The organism is Pandoraea sp. NPDC087047, from assembly GCF_044745225.1.
Classification (GTDB): Bacteria; Pseudomonadota; Gammaproteobacteria; order Burkholderiales; family Burkholderiaceae; genus Pandoraea.
In genome coordinates this window covers 290,731-307,038 of sequence record NZ_JBIUZU010000002.1, presented here as the reverse complement: position 1 = coordinate 307,038, position 16,308 = coordinate 290,731, and the positions used below count along the sequence as shown (strand labels likewise).

The following is a 16,308-nucleotide window of genomic DNA, read 5'->3' as shown; positions in this document are numbered from 1 at the left end:
GTGCGTGGCGTCACGTGTCATCGCGTGCCATCACCGTAACCACGCAGCTTCACGCCGCATCAAGACGCACCGACTTCACCTGGAAATGAACGGAAACGGGGCGCCCGCGCCCCGGAGGAAATTCGCATGACGCACACTACCCTGACCGACGCCGTCACCGGCAACGGCTCCTCCGCTGCAAGCGCCGTCGCCGTCGCTGAGGCGCCCAGCACCTTGCAACGCTATTGGCGCTCGGTCGCGCGACGTCTCGCACCGTGGGCCGTGCCCATCGTACTGGTCGCGCTCTGGCAACTCGCCGCGCAAGAGGGCTGGCTGTCGACGCGGGTGCTGCCTGCACCGTCGGCAGTCGTCGAAGCCGCGTGGCAACTCGCGGTGACGGGCCAGATCTGGCGCGACATCGGCGTGTCGACCGGACGCGCCGTGATCGGCTTCGTCATCGGCGGAGGTCTCGGGCTGCTGCTCGGCATGCTGACCGGCCTGTCGCGCGTGGCCGAGACCGCGCTCGATTCGTCGTTCCAGATGCTGCGCAACATTCCGCACCTGGCGCTGATTCCGCTGGTGATCCTGTGGTTCGGCATCGACGAAAAAGCCAAGCTGTTCCTCGTCTCCATCGGTGTGTTTTTCCCGATGTACCTCAACACTTACGCCGGTATTCGTGCGGTCGATTCGGCCCTCGTGGAGATGGCGCGCAGCTATGGGCTGCGTGGCTGGGCGCTGTATCGCGATGTCATTCTGCCCGGCGCACTGCCGTCGATTCTGGTGGGCGTTCGTTTTTCGCTGGGCCTGATGTGGGTGACGCTGATCGTTGCCGAAACCATCTCGGCGCAGTCGGGCATCGGCTATCTGACGATGAACGCCCGCGAGTTCTTGCAGACGGACATCGTGCTGGTGGGGATCTTGCTGTACGCCTTGCTGGGCAAGCTGGCCGACGTGCTGGCCAAGGAACTGGAATTTCGCTGGTTGCGCTGGCATCCGGCCTTTCAACGAGGAGCCGCCGCATGAGCGCACAACAACTGGCCCCGGTCGCGGGCGCCGACATCGAGTCCGAATGGACCGCCGAGCAGCGCGCCACGGGCCGTCTGGACACCCTCGCGCTCGATCCGCAGGCCGATGCGTTCGGCACGCAACTGCCGCTCGGTGCGCACATCGCCGCGCACGCATCGCGTTCGGTGACGGGGACGAATCTTAAAGTGGTGCATGCGACGAGTGACGCGAGCACCCCGAAGGCGCCCGCGATATCTGGCGGCCTGCGCGTCGACGCGGTGGGCAAACGCTACGGCGCACGCTCGGTGTTGTCGGACTTTTCACTGACGATTCCGCGCGGTGGCTTCGCGGCCATCGTGGGACGCAGCGGTTGCGGCAAGTCGACGCTGCTGCGTCTGATCGCCGGTCTGGAGACGCCGGACGCCGGTCGCATCACGCTCGACGGACATGCGCTGGGCGGCGCCGGTGACACCTCGGGCAAGGTGGCGACGCGCATCATGTTCCAGGACGCGCGTCTGCTGCCCTGGCGCACGGTGCTGCAAAACGTTGCGATCGGGCTGCCGAAGTCGTCGCACGCGAAAGCGCTGGACGTGCTGCGCGAAGTGGGTCTCGCCGAGCGCGCCAACGATTGGCCGAGCCAGCTCTCGGGCGGTCAGCGTCAGCGTGTGGCTCTGGCGCGTGCGCTGGTGCATCAGCCGGATCTGCTGCTGCTCGACGAACCGCTGGGTGCGCTCGACGCGCTCACGCGCATCGAAATGCACGCCCTGATCGAACGCCTCTGGCGCGCTCACGGCTTCACCGCGCTGCTCGTGACGCACGACGTGCAGGAAGCCGTAGCGCTGGCCGATCGCGTGGTGCTCATCGAGCAAGGGCAGTTGGGGCTCGATCAGTCGGTGTCGCTGGCGCGTCCGCGTGCGCGCGGGAGCGCCGAGTTCGCCGGGCTCGAAGCACAGGTGCTCGCGCGCGTGCTGCAAACGGAAGTGTCGCCGTCGTCGCACGTGCCCGCGCCCGAGCCGCTGTGGCCGGCGGCGGCCGTGCGCTGGGCCATCTGAGCGCGTGCGCGCATTCGTTTTTACCGATCACGTTTCAGAATCACTCACAGAACCGTTTTTTCGAACACAGGAGTTCACCATGGGTATCACCGCCATCAATGTCCGCAACCAGTTCAAGGGCCGTATTCGCGAAATTCTGCGCGGTCCCGTGCTGTCCGAAGTCGACGTCGAGACGCCGAGCGGCATCGTCACCTCGGTCATCACCACGCGCTCGATCGACGAGCTGCGTCTGGACGTCGGCTCCGAAGTCGTGGCGTTGGTCAAGGCCACCGAAGTTTCGCTCGCCAAGCTCTGACGCGCTTGCCCGCAGCGCTGCCATTTTCCTGTGGTTGACGCCTGCATCGGATGCGCGCGGGGGCGACGTCCGATGCAGGTGACAGGAAATTCCGAGCCTCGACTCGGACTGTGCCGCGAATGCACGCACTCGGCTGATATAATGACGGCTTCCAAATGTTGGCGACCCGCCTGCGCGAGACTCTCCGCTGCGGGCGTTTTTGTTTGTCGCCGACGCGATGCACCGAAGCCAAACCATGACCACTGTCCGCACCCGCTTTGCGCCTAGCCCGACCGGTTTCATCCATCTGGGCAACATCCGTTCCGCTCTCTATCCGTGGGCCTTCGCGCGTCACAACAACGGCGCGTTCGTGTTGCGCATCGAAGACACCGATCTCGAGCGTTCGTCACAGGAAGCCGTGCAGGTCATTCTCGAAGGCATGGAATGGCTCGGCCTCGATTACGACGAAGGCCCGTTCTATCAGATGCAGCGCATGGATCGCTATCGCGAAGTGCTCGAGCAACTGAAGGCCGCCGGTCACGTCTACCCGTGCTACATGAGCATGGAAGCGCTTGACGAACTGCGCGAGCAGCAGCGTGTGCGTGGCGAGAAGCCGCGTTACGACGGCCGCTGGCGTCCGGAGCCGGGCAAAGTGCTGCCCGAGCCGCCGGCCGGTGTGCAGCCGGTGCTGCGCTTCAAGAACCCGCTCACCGGCAGCGTGGTCTGGGAAGACGCCGTCAAGGGCCGCATCGAAATCTCGAACGAAGAACTCGACGATCTCGTGATTGCGCGTCCCGATGGCACGCCGACGTATAACTTCTGCGTGGTCGTCGACGACATCGACATGGAGATCACGCACGTGATTCGTGGCGACGACCACGTGAACAACACGCCGCGTCAGATCAACATCTTCCAGGCGCTCGGCAAGCCGCAGCCGGTGTACGCGCACTTGCCCACGGTGCTCAACGACCAGGGCGAGAAGATGTCCAAGCGCAACGGCGCCATGAGTGTCGTGCAGTACCGCGAAGAGGGTTATCTGCCCGAGGCGGTGGTGAACTATCTGGCACGTTTGGGCTGGGCGCATGGAGACGCCGAAGTGTTCTCGCGCGAGCAGTTCGTCGCGTGGTTCGATCTGGAGCATCTGGGCAAGTCGCCAGCGCAGCACAACCCGGAAAAGCTTCAGTGGCTGAACAATCAGTATCTGAAGCAGGCCGATAACGAGCGTCTGGCCGGGCTGACCGAGCCGTTCCTGCAAAAGGCGGGCGTGTCGATCGACGGCGGTCCGTCGCTCGCTGGTGTGGTCGGTCTGTTCAAGGACCGTGCAAACACGATCAAGGACATCGCGGCGAGCGCCGAGATGTTCTACCGTCACCCGGTGCCCTCGGCAGACGATCTGGCGCAACACATGACGGATACCACACGTGCGGCGATGAAGGATCTGGCCACGGCGCTCGCAGCGCTGCCCGAATGGAAGAAGGAAGCCATTTCGCCGGCATTCAAGGCCACGCTCGCGCAGCATGGCATGAAGATGCCGCAGCTCGCGATGCCGGTGCGTCTGCTCGTGGTCGGCACCACGCACACGCCGGCCATCGACGCCGTGCTCGAATTGCTGGGACGCGATGTGGTGCTGGCGCGTCTGGGTGCCTGAGCCCGAGTCCGTCGCCGATCGCGTTTTGGATTCCCGATGCCGCCAGCCTTGAGGGGGCGGCGCGGGAAACAAAAAAACCCGGGATGCTTGCGCATCGCCGGGGTTTTTTGTTGGGGGACGCCGCAGAAGGCGCGTCCCCTTATGTGTGCTTACGCCTGGGCGCTGCCATCCGTCGAGAGGGTCAGGGTCGAGCCTGCCTTGGACGACGTCACCGGGCGTTTGGCGCGCGAATAGCCTTCGAGGAGCTTGACCATCTGGGCATAGATCTTCGGGTTGCCTGCGAGGATTTCGCCTTCGAACAGGAAGTTCGATTCGCCGGTGTAGTTACCGACCAGACCACCGGCTTCGGTGATCAGCAGGCTGCCTGCGGCCATGTCCCACGGGTTCAGACCTTGCTCGAAGAAGCCGTCCATGCGACCGGCGGCGACGTTGGCCAGATCCAGCGCAGCGGCGCCCGGGCGGCGGATGCCTGCGCAGTGCTCCGTCATCGTGCCGAACATCTTCAGATAGTTTTCCACGCCTTGCAGATCGCGGAACGGGAAGCCCGTGCCGATCAGGCCGTCGGCCAGACGGTCACGGCGCGAGACGCGAATGCGCTTGCCGTCGAGGAAGGCGCCGCGGCCGCGCGAGGCGGTGAAGAGTTCGTTGCGGGTCGGATCGTAGATCACCGCTTGCGAGACGATGCCCTTGTGCGCGAGCGCAATCGACGTGCAGTAGTAGGGCAGGCCGTGGATGAAGTTGGTCGTGCCGTCCAGCGGGTCGATGATCCACTGGTATTCCGAGTCGGAATTGCCGTGCGCTTCGCCGGATTCCTCGGCGAGGATGGCGTGGTCGGGGTAGGCCGTCAGGAGGACTTCGATGATCGCTTGCTCAGCCGCTTTGTCCACTTCCGTCACGAAGTCGTTGTGCTGCTTCTTGCTGACCTTGACGGTATCGATGTCGAGGGAGGCTCGGCTGATGATGTTGCCGGCGCGGCGCGCGGCTTTCACCGCGATATTGAGCATGGGATGCTGCATGACAGATTCCTGTTAAGGCCATCGCTGACGGTACGTGCGACCCCCGTTGGGTCGGCCGTCGAGCGTGGCGGACAAAGCGAACGAATTGAGCAAGAGCGATGCCCCGCAAGCGCCGCGCACTGGGTGGCGGCTCGTTTGCGAGGACGAAAACGCGCATTTTAGCAAAAACGCGGCCCGTGCGCTGCGGAACCTGCATGTTCTGACCCTTTTTCGTCGGGGTGACGTGCGGTGGCCGTGTAGCGTGGGTCTGGCGGCGCTGCCGAGGGCCACGTGGGTTGGCGCCGTCGACTTCGTCCCGACTTCGTCCACATTTCGTCCACATTTCGCCCACATTTCGCCCGTATTTCGTCTGCATTTCGTTCACTCCCGCCGGCCATCGATTCCGTCTACAGATCGCGTTTGCCGATCCCGTGCATCGATTCGGCCCGTCGATTCAGGCAGAATAGCGACATTGTTCGGCCCGGGGAGTCTCCGGGACCGTAGCGGCCATATCCGTTTCCATTCATCGCACCTCGTTCCCCTCACTGCTGTCTCATGCCCCAGTCTGCTGCTTCCCCCTCGCCGTTGTTCGACCAAGTGCGTTTCGTGCTCAACGAGACGAGCCACCCCGGTAACGTTGGCTCGGCCGCGCGGGCGATCAAGACGATGGGCTTCGGTCGGCTGGTGCTTGCCGCGCCGCGTGCCGGGGCCGACGTGCTGCGTGACCCTGAGGCGGTCGCGCTCGCGAGCGGTGCGGACGATGTGCTGGCAAACGCCCTCGTCGTGCCCGATCTCGATACGGCATTGCAAGGCGTCAGTTGGGCGGTGGCGCTTTCCGCGCGCTCGCGCGAGTACGGGCCGCCGAACGCCGAGCCGCGCGAGAGTGCGGCCATCGCCGTGCAGCACGCGGGGCAGGGCGAAGCGGTGGCGTTCGTCTTCGGGAGCGAGCGCACGGGGCTTTCGAACGCGGATGTGGAGCGTTGCAACGCGCTCGTGCATATCCCGGCGAACCCGGTGTACAGCTCACTCAATCTTTCGCAGGCGGTGCAGTTGATCGCTTACGAAGTGCGCATGGCGTGCCTGTCGCATGCGCGGGGTGAGGTGCTGAGCATGACGGCAGTGGCGGCCTCACCGGCAGGTGCAGCGGCGGCAACGGTGGCCGCGGCCGCAGCGCACGATGCGCACGAAGCGCACGAAGCGCACGAAGCGCACGAAGCGCACGAAGCGCACGAAGCGCTGGCGACCCGCGACGATGTCGAGGGCATGCTCACGCATCTGGAGCGCGCGCTCGTCGAGCTTGACTTTCTCGATCCGGATAACCCGAAGAAGCTCATGACGCGTCTGCGTCGACTCTTCGCAAAGAGCCATCTCGAGCGTGAGGAGGTCAACATCTTGCGCGGCATCGCGAAGCATATTCTGGAGCGCAAGGTCCGCCGCTGAGCGTGGCGCGCGTGTGCCGGGGACGGGAGATCGACGGCATATCGACGGCATATCGACGGCGTATTGACGGCATATCACGGCAGCGCACACGGGAAGTCGACGGCGTGTCTGCACATCGGGCAAAAAAACGTCATACAATTCCCAGTCACATGCTTATCGGCCTCTCGCGGATATGAATCGTTTGCGCCAGCGTTGCGCTGCCTCTCTGCCTTATCACGTTCACTGTTGTTAGCCCTGCGCTCGCCAGCGTGACGCGTTGCCCTGGCACGTGTCGCCGCCGCGCCCGCCGGCCACGCACGGCCCGCGCTGCCCTTCCGCTACTACGCGACGATCCGCCCCAAGACGGCCGGACGGCGCACGACAGGATCGCATCAGGCTCATGTTCACTCGTCTTCGCGAAGATATCGCCGCCATTCGGCAAAAAGACCCCGCCGCCCGCAGCAACTGGGAAGTCTTCACCTGCTATCCCGGCCTGCATGCCGTGATGCTGCATCGGGTTGCCAACCGTTGCTGGACATCCGGCTTCAAGTGGCTTGGGCGCTACATCTCGCAATACGCACGCTTTCTCACCGGCATCGAAATCCACCCGGGCGCGACGCTGGGCCGCCGCGTTTTCATCGATCACGGCATGGGCGTGGTCATTGGCGAGACGGCGGTGATTGGCGACGATTGCACGATCTATCAGGGCGTCACGCTGGGCGGCACGTCGCTCGCGCGTGGCGCGAAACGTCACCCGACACTGGAGCCCGGCGTGATCGTGGGCGCGGGGGCGAAGGTGCTGGGTGGCTTTACGGTGGGCGAGGGCGCGAAGATCGGCTCGAACGCCGTGGTCGTGAAGCCGGTGCCGGCGGGCGGGACGGCCGTGGGCAACCCCGCGCGCATTGTTCGTCCCGACGCGCCTCGTGAGGGGCAGGCCGGCCGGGGCGGCACCGGACGTAAGGCGGAATTTTCCGCCTATGGCATCACACCGAACGCCGACGATCCCGTCTCGCTCGCGATTCACGGCCTGATCGAGAACGCGACGGATCAGTCGCACAAGATCGATGTGATGGTGGCGGCGCTCAATCAGCTCGGTGCGCATCTCGAAGCGCTCGGCGCGAGCAAGTTCGACACCGCAGAGCTGCGCAAGCTCGGGAAGGAAATTCAGGATATGTGACGCGCTATGTCGCTACGTCGCTACGTCGCTGCGCCACGTCATGCCACGTCGTGCCACGTTGTGCCATCCACGTGAAAACGGCCCGGTTCGAATGGTTTCGAACGGGCCGTTTTGCATGGCGACCGGGCTGATGCGGCGGGTTATGCGCCACCGCTTACCGAGGGCGAGAGATCGACGGCTCGCAGACCGTTGACGTCCCATTGCAGGTAGCCGCCGCGCGGCGGCTCCAGATCGAACTCCCAGTCGGGCAGCACCCAGCGCACGCGACGGCCGTCGACATGCCGCGCCGGACGATGCGTGTGGCCATGCACGAGCGTACGCTCGCCGGCGGCGTCGAGCAGCGTGGCAATAGCACTGGCATTGGCATCGGCATACGCCATGCGATGCGCGCCCTTGGCGGCACTGCGCCGCCGGATGCGATCCGCAATGCCCATGCGCACACGCAACGGCAGCGCCAGGAAAAACGCTTTGCCGAGCGGCGAATGCGCCACGCGGCGAAAGCGCTGATAGCCCACGTCGTCGGTGCACAACTGGTCGCCGTGACTGAGTACCAGCGCCTGACCGAGAAACGAGAAGACGCAGGGGTCGTCGAGCATGACCGCACCGGCAGCGCGGGCGAAGCGCTTGCCGAGCAGGAAGTCGCGATTGCCGCGCATGACGGCAATCGGCACCCCGCTTGCCGAGAGCGCTGCCATCGCCGCCGTCATGCGACGCGCGAATGCGCCGAGCGGCTCGGTAGCGTTCGAGGGCGAAGGGGACGATTGTGGCGAGGATGCGCCGGTGTCGACGCCGCGGTCGGCATCGAGCATATCGTCGCCGATCCAGTATTCGAACAGATCGCCGAGGATGAAAAGGATGGACGCTTCACGCGCGGGACCGCGCAGGAAGTCTTCGAAGACTTGCACCGTACGCGGCAGCGCCGGCGAGAGGTGAAGATCGGAAATGAAAAGCGCGGGCCCGTCGCCCCGTGGTGTCACGGGGCATTGCGGGCACCGCGCAGTCGATACTGGCATCGAGTGTCGCAGTTCGCGTGAATGCGCTTACGCGACGATCACGGCCTTCTCGATGACGACGTCGTCAACCGGCACGTCCTGGTGGAAGCCCTTCGAGCCGGTCTTCACGCCCTTGATCGCGTCGACCACTTCCTGGCCTTCGACGACCTTGCCGAACACGGCATAGCCCCAGCCTTGCGACGTCGGTGCGCTGTGGTTCAGGAAGTCGTTGTCGCTCACGTTGATGAAGAACTGTGCCGTGGCCGAGTGCGGATCGTTCGTGCGTGCCATGGCCAGCGTGTACTTGTTGTTCTTCAGGCCGTTGTTGGCTTCGTTCTCGATCGGTGCTTCGGTCGACTTTTGCTTCATGCCGGCTTCGAAACCGCCGCCCTGAACCATGAAGCCGTTGATGACGCGGTGGAACACCGTGCCGTCGTAGAAACCGTTCTTGACGTAATTCAGGAAGTTCTCGACCGTCTTCGGTGCCTTGTCTGCGTCGAGTTCGATGCGAATGACGCCGTGATTGGTGTGCAGTTCAACCATGATGCTTTCCTTCTAATGAAATGGTCCCGGCGGGCCGGAGAATATTCAGCGTTTGACGACGCTGGCCGATTCGATCACGACCGTCGTGGCGGGCACGTCCGAATACATGCCCTTGCGGGTCGTGGCAACCCCTTTGATCTTCTCGACGGTATCCATGCCGGAGACGACCTTGCCGAATACCGTGTAACCGAAGCCATCCGGGTTGGGGTAATCCAGTGACGCATTATCCTTCACATTGATAAAGAATTGCGCAGTTGCCGAGTTCGGATCCGAAGTGCGGGCCATGGCGATGGTGCCGATCGTGTTCTTCAGGCCGTTTTTCGATTCGCTCGGGATCGACGCGCGCGTGGGCTTCTGATCCATATTCGGGGTGAAGCCGCCGCCCTGAATCATGAAGCCGTTGATCACGCGATGGAAGATCGTGCCGTTGTAGAAACCATCGTTGACGTACTGGAGGAAGTTCTCCACCGTCTTGGGCGCCGCCTTCGGGTTGACTTCGACCACGAAGTTGCCGAGCGAGGTCTTGAACTGCACTTGCGGTTGCGCCGTCTGGGCGAGGGCCGGCAGGCTCGCACTCGTCAGGGCGGCGGCTGCGACGACGGTCCCGACACTGCCGAGCAGCGCGCGACGCAGGCGATTCGGAAAGGACATGCGTGTCTCCGTATGCGATAAGGAATCGATTCGAGTCGGAGCGAGGGGGTTAGTTGCCCGACTTGCCGACGTTTTTCAGTGCCGCGTCGTCGCTGGCCTTGGCCGGCGACGGCGTCTGACTGACCGGTGCTGCGCGTTGCGGGGTCAGCATATTCGACAGGATCTTTTCGCGGCTCGATACGCGGGCCGTCGGCGAAAGCTTCAGGGATTTCTGATAAGCCTGCTGCGCGAGCTTGGCGTAGACGTCGCCCAGATTCGAGTAGGCCACGGCGAAATTCGGGTTGTTGCGAATCGCGCTTTCGAGCGCGGCGCGCGCCTTGTCGTACTCACCGGCTTGTGCGTAGAGCGCGGCCAGATTGTTGAACGGCTCGGGCAGTTCCGGGAAGTCTTGCGTGAGCGCCGTGAAGACGTCGATGGCTTGCGCATTACGGCCCATTTCCATGAGCACGCGACCACGCGTGAAACGCACCTGCGCGTCGCGCGGGTACTGCTTCAGGTGCTCGTCGATCTTGGCGAGCGCGTCGGTGAGCTTGTCCGCGTCGACCAGTTTGTCGATGGCCGACTCGCTGGCCTGCTGCGGCGTTTGCAGCGGGGCGGGCGGCGGTGGATCGGTGATGGACTGGGCGCCGGCGGGCAGCGCGAACAACGTGCCTGCGAGGCCCAGTGTGGCGCCCGCGAGCGCCAGCGCACGGACGCTGCGAGCGGCAGCGGTGACCGGGCGGACACGGGAAATCAGTCGCGAAAGGAGGCGCGGGAGAGGGCGCGAGGCAAGGCGCGTTGAGGGGTGCAAAAGTGACCGGCTTCGTTGCGTCATAGTGGGTGCTTGGGATACCTGAGAGGTGCACAAGAGATGCTATACTCGGCCGCATTCTAACAAAACACCTGCGCCCGGCCTGCGCCATTTCTCGATGTGGCGGTGGATGCGGTTCGCAGGTTCGTTTTTTCTGCCGCACGGCGCGCAGCCCGCCTCGCGATATCGCTCTCGTTTCACATGAGGATATCGTCGCAGCGTCCGGCGCTGTTGCCGCCCGGTCAAGCGCTTATCTATGGATTCACTGCGTGTCTACAACTCGCTCGCGCGAGATAAACAGCCGTTCGTACCCCTCGTTCCCGGCGAAGTCCGCATGTATGTCTGCGGGATGACGGTGTACGACTACTGTCACATCGGTCATGCGCGGGTGATGGTGGTGTTCGACATGGTGCAGCGCTGGTTGCGCACGCTTGGGCTTCGCGTGACTTACGTGCGCAACATCACGGATATCGACGACAAGATCATCAAGCGCGCCGTGGAGAACGGCGAGACGATGCGCGAACTGACCACGCGTTTCATCGCCGCGATGCATGAAGACGCCGATGCGCTCGGCGTTCAGCGTCCCGATCACGAGCCGCGTGCGACCGATTTCATTCCGCAGATGGTGGACATGATCGGCACGCTGCAACGCAACGGCTACGCCTATCAGGCCGACGACGGCGACGTGAATTACGCCGTGCGCAAGTTCGCGAGCTACGGCAGGCTCTCCGGCAAGTCCATCGAAGATCTGCGCGCGGGTGAGCGCGTGGCGGCCAATGCCGCGAAGCAGGACCCGCTCGACTTCGTGCTGTGGAAGCGCGCGAAAGACACCGAGCCCGAGGAATCGAAATGGGCGTCGCCGTGGGGCGCGGGGCGACCGGGCTGGCACATCGAGTGCTCGGCCATGAGCTGCCAGTTGCTCGGCAATCACTTCGACATTCACGGTGGCGGCGCGGATCTGCAATTCCCCCATCACGAGAACGAGATCGCACAAAGCGAAGGCGCGACGGGCGAGACGTTCGTGAACTACTGGATGCACAACGGCTTCGTGCGCGTGGACAACGAGAAGATGTCCAAGTCGCTCGGCAACTTCTTCACGATTCGCGAAGTGCTCGCGAAGTTCGATGCGGAAGTCGTGCGCTTCTTCATTCTGCGCGCCCAGTACCGCAGCCCGCTCAATTACAGCGACGCCCATCTGGACGACGCTCGCGGCGGGCTCACGCGTTTGTACACCGCGCTCAAGGACGCTGTAGGCGATGGCGCGCCGCTCGACTGGAACGAGCCGTTTGCGCAGCGTTTCGCGGCCGCCATGAACGACGATTTCAACACACCCGTGGCCATCTCCGTGCTGTTCGAACTCGCTGGCGAGATCAACAAGCAGCGCGACCCGGTGCTGGTGCGTCAGTTGCAAGGGTTGGCCGGCACGCTCGGCTTGCTGGGCCGCGACCCGCAGTCGTTCCTGCAAGGCGCGACGGGCGGTGAGGAGGCGGGTGACGGCGATGCGCTGCGTGCGTCGGTCGAAGCTCGCATCGAAGCGCGTGCGCAAGCCAAGCGCGATCGCAACTTCGCCGAGGCCGATCGTATTCGTGCCGAATTGCTGGGCGAGGGCATCGTGCTGGAAGACCGTCCCGGAGGCGCCACCGAATGGCGTCGTGCCTGAGCGCGGCGCATCGAGGCGAAACTCATGGTGACTCGTAAATCCGTAGCCGCGAAGGTTGCGACCAAGATCCCGGCAGCCAAGCGCGCCACGAAGGGCGCGGCGAAGGCGGCCAAGCCGGCCCCGGCGGCCGACGACGGCGCACGTCGCGCACCGGTCAAGGCCGTGGCGACCAGAACGGCCACCGCCAAGCCGGACGGCAAGACTGCCGCGGGCAAGACCCCTGCGAAGACCGTAAAGACGACAGCAAAGGCCGATCCGGTGCGCAAGTCCGCGCAGCCGGGGGCGGCGAAGACAGCTAAGGCGTCCAGGGCGACCAAGACGGAACAGGCCGCGCCGAAAGTGGTGCAGAAAGTCGCGTCGAAAGTCGCAAAAAAGGCGGCGCCGAAGCCCGGCGTCAAAGCGCCGAGCAAAACGGCGGTCAGGCCGGATGCGCCGAGTCGCGCCAATGCGGCGTTGAATACGGCATCCAATACTGCAACGAATACGGTGTCGAATACGGTGTCGACTGCCGCATCGAATGCTGCGACCACGCGACGCGTCATTGCCAAGCGCGATGGCGAGACGCGTATCGTCACGCCCGAGATCGAGCGTATCGAGCACGAGATCGTCGAGCAGGCGGTGACGGGCGTTGTGCCGTTGCCGGTGGCGCCGGGGTCGTCGCGTCCCGACTTCTGGGATCAGGCGTGTGCCGATCTCATGAAGCGCGATCGCATTCTCAAGAAGCTGATTCCCCAGTTCGGTCCGGCGCATCTGACCGGACGAGGCGAGCCGTTCGTCACGCTCGCGCGCTCCATCGTCGGCCAGCAGATCTCCGTGAAGGCGGCGCAGGCCGTGTGGGACCGGGTTGTCGCTATTTGCCCAAAACTCTCGCCGTCCCAGTTCATCAAGGCGGGGCACGATGCGCTCGCCGGGTGCGGGCTGTCGCGTCGCAAGGCCGAATACATTCTTGATCTGGCGACCCATTTCAAGTCCGGGGCGTTGCACGTCGACGCGTGGGCTAGTATGGACGACGAGGCCGTCATCGCCGAATTGACCGGCATTCGCGGCATCGGCCGCTGGACGGCCGAAATGTTCCTCATGTTCAACCTGCTGCGCCCCGACGTTTTGCCGCTCGACGACGTCGGGCTCATCAATGCGATCAGCGTCAACTATTTCAGCGGCGAGCCCGTCACGCGCAGCGAAGCGCGCGAGGTGGCTGCCAATTGGGAGCCCTGGCGCTCCGTCGCCACCTGGTACATGTGGCGAAGCCTCGAGCCGGTGGCTGTCGAATACTGATTGTTTACGGTTTCGATCGGGCCTTGGACGTATAATCCGCGTCCATCCCGTCTCATCCAGTCATTTTTGATGGCTATTGCGGGTCGACAGGCGATGAAAGTTGCCTATCCTATCCGGGTAGACGTTACCGGCGGTACAATACGCTGCCGCATTTCCGGGGAAACCTGATGAAGAACACCTTTTTGGATTTTGAACAGCCGATCGCCGAACTTGAAGCGAAGATTGAAGAGCTGCGCTTCGTGCAAGACGATTCAGCCGTAGACATTTCCGAAGAGATCGAGCGCCTCTCCAAAAAGAGCCAGCAGCTCACCAAGGACATCTACACAAACCTGTCGCCGTGGCAGGTTTCGCAAATCTCGCGTCATCCGCAGCGTCCTTACACGCTCGATTACGTACGCGACATCTTTACCGACTTTCATGAGCTGCATGGCGATCGCACGTTCTCGGACGATCACGCCATCGTGGGCGGCATGGCGCGTTTCAACGGCCAGGCCTGCATGGTCATTGGTCACCAGAAGGGCCGCGACACCAAAGAGCGCGCCATGCGCAACTTCGGCATGCCGCGTCCCGAGGGCTATCGCAAGGCTATGCGCCTGATGAAGCTCGCCGAGAAATTCGGCCTGCCCATCTTCACGTTCGTCGACACGCCGGGGGCTTATCCGGGTATCGATGCCGAGGAGCGCGGTCAGTCCGAGGCCATCGGCCGCAATCTTTACGTGATGGCCGAGCTCAAGACGCCGATCATCACCACCATCATCGGTGAGGGCGGTTCCGGCGGTGCGTTGGCCGTGGCCGTGGCCGACACCGTCATGATGCTGCAATTCTCCACCTACTCCGTGATCTCGCCCGAAGGTTGCGCGTCGATTCTGTGGAAGAGCGCGGCCAAGGCGCCGGACGCTGCCGAGGCGCTGGGTCTGACGGCCCACCGTCTCAAGGCGCTTGGCCTGATCGACAAGATTGTCAACGAGCCGCTGGGGGGGGCGCAACGCGATCCGCTCGGCATGGCCGGCATGCTCAAGCGTGCGCTGGCCGACTCGCTGCGTCAGTTCCAGGGCATGAGCCACAAAGAACTGCTTGAGCGTCGCTTCGAGCGTCTCATGAGCTATGGCAAGTTCAAGGAAGCCGGCGCGAAGTAAAGCGCCTTCCATTGCGTCATCGTCCGTTGTGGCGATGACGCCGAATCCGATGCCTCATCACGATTCTTCTTCTGCCGCGCTCGCATCTGCCCGATGCGACGCGGCAGTTGCACATGTGGACGTCGCTTTGCGTCTGGCATTGACGGCCCACGTCATGCCGCACAGTGCACCTCCCGATGCTCGCTCGGCCCGACTTGCCCTCGCACTGAGTGGCGGACTCGACTCCATGGTGTTGCTCGATGCGCTGGCGCATTGGGTGCAAAAGCGTCGCGAGGCCGGTGAGACGACTGCGCAGTTGCTCGCCATCCACATCCATCACGGGCTGTCTGCGCAGGCCGACGAGTGGCTCGTCGTGTGCGAGCGCGAGGCGCGCTTGCGCGGCTTCGCATTCGAAGCCCATCGCGTGAGCGTGCCGCGCGACGCCCGGCAGGGTATCGAAGGGGCGGCGCGCGCGGCGCGCTACGAAGCGCTGGCGACCTTATGTCGGACGCATCGCATCGACTGGCTGCTGAGCGCCCACCATGCCAACGATCAGGCTGAGACCGTGCTGTTGCAGATGCTGCGCGGCGCGGGCTTGCCCGGCGTTGCGGCTATGGCCATGGAAGGCGAGTTGCCCGTCGTGGAGCGGGGGGCGAGTCGGGTGCGGATGTTACGTCCGTTGCTCGACGTCTGCCGCGAAACGCTGCGCGCTTATGCCAAGGCGCGTTCGCTCACGTGGGTCGAAGATTCGTCCAACCAGGACCGGCATTACTTGCGCAACGCGTTGCGTCACGACGTCATGCCGGCCATTGCCGCGCACGTACCGGCTTATCGCGAGACGCTGGCAAGGTTTGCGCGTCATGCGGCGCAGGCGCAGACATTGCTCGATCAGTTGGCGCAACTCGACTTCGAGATGGCGCGTGCCGGCGGCGCTTTGCATTCGGCGGGCGCGCAAGGCGACGAGCGCTTGCAGCGCAGTCGTTTGCAGGCGTTGGATGCGTCGAGGCTGGCGAATTTGCTGCGGTACTGGACGGCGCGTCGCGGCTTGGCCATGCCGCCCGAGGCGCGGCTCGATGAGTGGGTGCGTCAGATCAAGGATGCGCAGGCGGAGGCGTCGCTCGAATTGCCGCACGGCGAGGCGGTCTTGCGTTTATATCGTGACGAATTGCAGTGGACGGCCGTTTATGGCGCGGTCGATCCGGACGATGTGGCCTCCGATGTCGTGATGTGGTGGACGGGGCAGCGCGAGTGGCATTTGCCGCAGTGGAAGGGAAGCATCGTGTTCACGCCGGTGGTGCCGAATGAGGCAAATGCGCCATTCGGTGCCAGCATTGCTGACAGCGTGTTGCGCGCGGGGCGGCTGGTGGCGAAGGCGAGGGTGGGGGGGGAACGATGGCGCGAGCATGCCGAGGGGCATTCGCGGTCGTTGAAGCATTGGTATCAGAGTCGGGGGATTGCGGCGTGGTTGCGGAATGTGCCGATCGTTTGGCGGGGCGATGGGATTGTTTTCGTCCCGCGATTGGGGATTGACGGCGCGTTGCAGCGAGAAGAGGGGGGCGCGCGTTGGCGGATGGAATGGCGCGACGAGGCGTGAGGGAGTGCGTGTCGGCGAAAGCGATGGTGTGACGAGAGGAGAGGAGAGAGGAGAGCGCAAGCGGAGTGCGACAAGGTGCGAGGAGGGATATGGGCGTATGAGTGGCGGGGATTGGGGGTGCCCAGACGTAGCGACTTTA

Annotated in this window: 15 protein-coding genes; 10 read left to right on the top strand and 5 right to left on the bottom strand. The window is 64.0% G+C overall.

Annotated elements, in window-relative coordinates; all coding sequences use genetic code 11:
• Positions 1-126: 126 nt before the first annotated feature.
• The 4 genes from ssuC (at position 127) to gltX (ending at position 3,958) form a co-directional block, all read left to right on the top strand.
• Positions 127-1,002, top strand: a complete 876-nt coding sequence (ssuC, locus tag ACIPHM_RS04055; RefSeq protein WP_400324782.1) for an aliphatic sulfonate ABC transporter permease SsuC — start codon at positions 127-129, stop codon at positions 1,000-1,002.
• Positions 999-2,036 (top strand): ATP-binding cassette domain-containing protein, encoded by a 1,038-nt coding sequence (locus ACIPHM_RS04050; protein WP_400324780.1) that lies wholly within the window; start codon positions 999-1,001, stop codon positions 2,034-2,036. The genes ssuC and ACIPHM_RS04050 overlap by 4 nt, the downstream gene beginning before the upstream one ends.
• 79 nt (positions 2,037-2,115) lie before the next feature.
• Positions 2,116-2,331: a molybdopterin-binding protein gene (locus ACIPHM_RS04045; RefSeq protein ID WP_010807342.1), complete on the top strand. Its 216-nt coding sequence runs from the start codon at positions 2,116-2,118 to the stop codon at positions 2,329-2,331.
• Between the two features lie 235 nt (positions 2,332-2,566).
• Entirely contained in the window at positions 2,567-3,958 is a 1,392-nt protein-coding gene (gene gltX, locus ACIPHM_RS04040; protein WP_400324778.1) for a glutamate--tRNA ligase, read from the top strand.
• Between the two features lie 149 nt (positions 3,959-4,107).
• On the opposite strand, the gene ACIPHM_RS04035 is transcribed toward gltX, so the two are convergent.
• A complete protein-coding gene (locus ACIPHM_RS04035) occupies positions 4,108-4,974 on the bottom strand; it encodes an inositol monophosphatase family protein (RefSeq protein WP_400324776.1) in 867 nt (288 codons plus the stop codon).
• A gap of 534 nt (positions 4,975-5,508) precedes the next feature.
• Here ACIPHM_RS04035 and ACIPHM_RS04030 point away from each other — a divergent pair.
• On the top strand, positions 5,509-6,393 hold the full coding sequence (locus ACIPHM_RS04030) for an RNA methyltransferase (protein WP_400324774.1): 885 nt from the start codon (positions 5,509-5,511) through the stop codon (positions 6,391-6,393).
• Between the two features lie 379 nt (positions 6,394-6,772).
• Positions 6,773-7,549: a serine O-acetyltransferase gene (cysE, locus tag ACIPHM_RS04025; RefSeq protein ID WP_400324772.1), complete on the top strand. Its 777-nt coding sequence runs from the start codon at positions 6,773-6,775 to the stop codon at positions 7,547-7,549.
• A 140-nt stretch (positions 7,550-7,689) separates the two neighbouring features.
• Here the strand turns inward: cysE and ACIPHM_RS04020 are convergent, their stop codons facing one another.
• From ACIPHM_RS04020 to ACIPHM_RS04005, 4 genes are all read right to left on the bottom strand, one after another.
• A complete protein-coding gene (locus tag ACIPHM_RS04020) occupies positions 7,690-8,526 on the bottom strand; it encodes a UDP-2,3-diacylglucosamine diphosphatase (RefSeq protein ID WP_400324770.1) in 837 nt (278 codons plus the stop codon).
• 63 nt (positions 8,527-8,589) lie between these two features.
• Entirely contained in the window at positions 8,590-9,084 is a 495-nt protein-coding gene (locus tag ACIPHM_RS04015) for a peptidylprolyl isomerase (protein WP_400324768.1), read from the bottom strand.
• A gap of 45 nt (positions 9,085-9,129) precedes the next feature.
• Positions 9,130-9,717: a peptidylprolyl isomerase gene (locus ACIPHM_RS04010; protein WP_400325323.1), complete on the bottom strand. Its 588-nt coding sequence runs from the start codon at positions 9,715-9,717 to the stop codon at positions 9,130-9,132.
• Between the two features lie 67 nt (positions 9,718-9,784).
• Complete coding sequence (locus tag ACIPHM_RS04005) at positions 9,785-10,381, bottom strand: tetratricopeptide repeat protein (protein WP_400324766.1); 597 nt, start codon at positions 10,379-10,381, stop codon at positions 9,785-9,787.
• 400 nt (positions 10,382-10,781) lie between these two features.
• On the opposite strand from ACIPHM_RS04005, the gene cysS reads away from it, so the two are divergent.
• The 4 genes from cysS (at position 10,782) to tilS (ending at position 16,169) form a co-directional block, all read left to right on the top strand.
• On the top strand, positions 10,782-12,185 hold the full coding sequence (cysS, locus tag ACIPHM_RS04000; RefSeq protein ID WP_400324764.1) for a cysteine--tRNA ligase: 1,404 nt from the start codon (positions 10,782-10,784) through the stop codon (positions 12,183-12,185).
• A 162-nt stretch (positions 12,186-12,347) separates the two neighbouring features.
• Positions 12,348-13,460, top strand: coding sequence for a hypothetical protein (locus ACIPHM_RS03995; RefSeq protein WP_400325321.1), 1,113 nt, complete (start codon positions 12,348-12,350; stop codon positions 13,458-13,460).
• Positions 13,461-13,627: 167 nt separating this feature from the next.
• Positions 13,628-14,596 carry an acetyl-CoA carboxylase carboxyltransferase subunit alpha gene (locus tag ACIPHM_RS03990; protein ID WP_400324762.1) on the top strand — a complete coding sequence of 323 codons (969 nt, stop codon included), beginning with the start codon at positions 13,628-13,630 and terminating at the stop codon, positions 14,594-14,596.
• Positions 14,597-14,711: 115 nt separating this feature from the next.
• The gene (gene tilS, locus ACIPHM_RS03985; RefSeq protein WP_400324760.1) at positions 14,712-16,169 is read left to right on the top strand and encodes a tRNA lysidine(34) synthetase TilS; all 1,458 of its coding nucleotides are present in this window, start codon (positions 14,712-14,714) and stop codon (positions 16,167-16,169) included.
• Positions 16,170-16,308 lie beyond the last annotated feature (139 nt).

Excerpts from the sequence above, each read along its gene's own strand:
- ssuC (WP_400324782.1), top strand. The coding sequence starts at position 127 with ATGACGCACACTACCCTGACCGACGCCGTCACCGGCAACGGCTCCTCC.
- ACIPHM_RS04050 (WP_400324780.1), top strand. The coding sequence starts at position 999 with ATGAGCGCACAACAACTGGCCCCGGTCGCGGGCGCCGACATCGAGTCC.
- ACIPHM_RS04045 (WP_010807342.1), top strand. The coding sequence starts at position 2,116 with ATGGGTATCACCGCCATCAATGTCCGCAACCAGTTCAAGGGCCGTATT.
- gltX (WP_400324778.1), top strand. The coding sequence starts at position 2,567 with ATGACCACTGTCCGCACCCGCTTTGCGCCTAGCCCGACCGGTTTCATC.
- ACIPHM_RS04035 (WP_400324776.1), bottom strand. The coding sequence starts at position 4,974 with ATGCAGCATCCCATGCTCAATATCGCGGTGAAAGCCGCGCGCCGCGCC.
- ACIPHM_RS04030 (WP_400324774.1), top strand. The coding sequence starts at position 5,509 with ATGCCCCAGTCTGCTGCTTCCCCCTCGCCGTTGTTCGACCAAGTGCGT.
- cysE (WP_400324772.1), top strand. The coding sequence starts at position 6,773 with ATGTTCACTCGTCTTCGCGAAGATATCGCCGCCATTCGGCAAAAAGAC.
- ACIPHM_RS04015 (WP_400324768.1), bottom strand. The coding sequence starts at position 9,084 with ATGGTTGAACTGCACACCAATCACGGCGTCATTCGCATCGAACTCGAC.
- cysS (WP_400324764.1), top strand. The coding sequence starts at position 10,782 with ATGGATTCACTGCGTGTCTACAACTCGCTCGCGCGAGATAAACAGCCG.
- ACIPHM_RS03990 (WP_400324762.1), top strand. The coding sequence starts at position 13,628 with ATGAAGAACACCTTTTTGGATTTTGAACAGCCGATCGCCGAACTTGAA.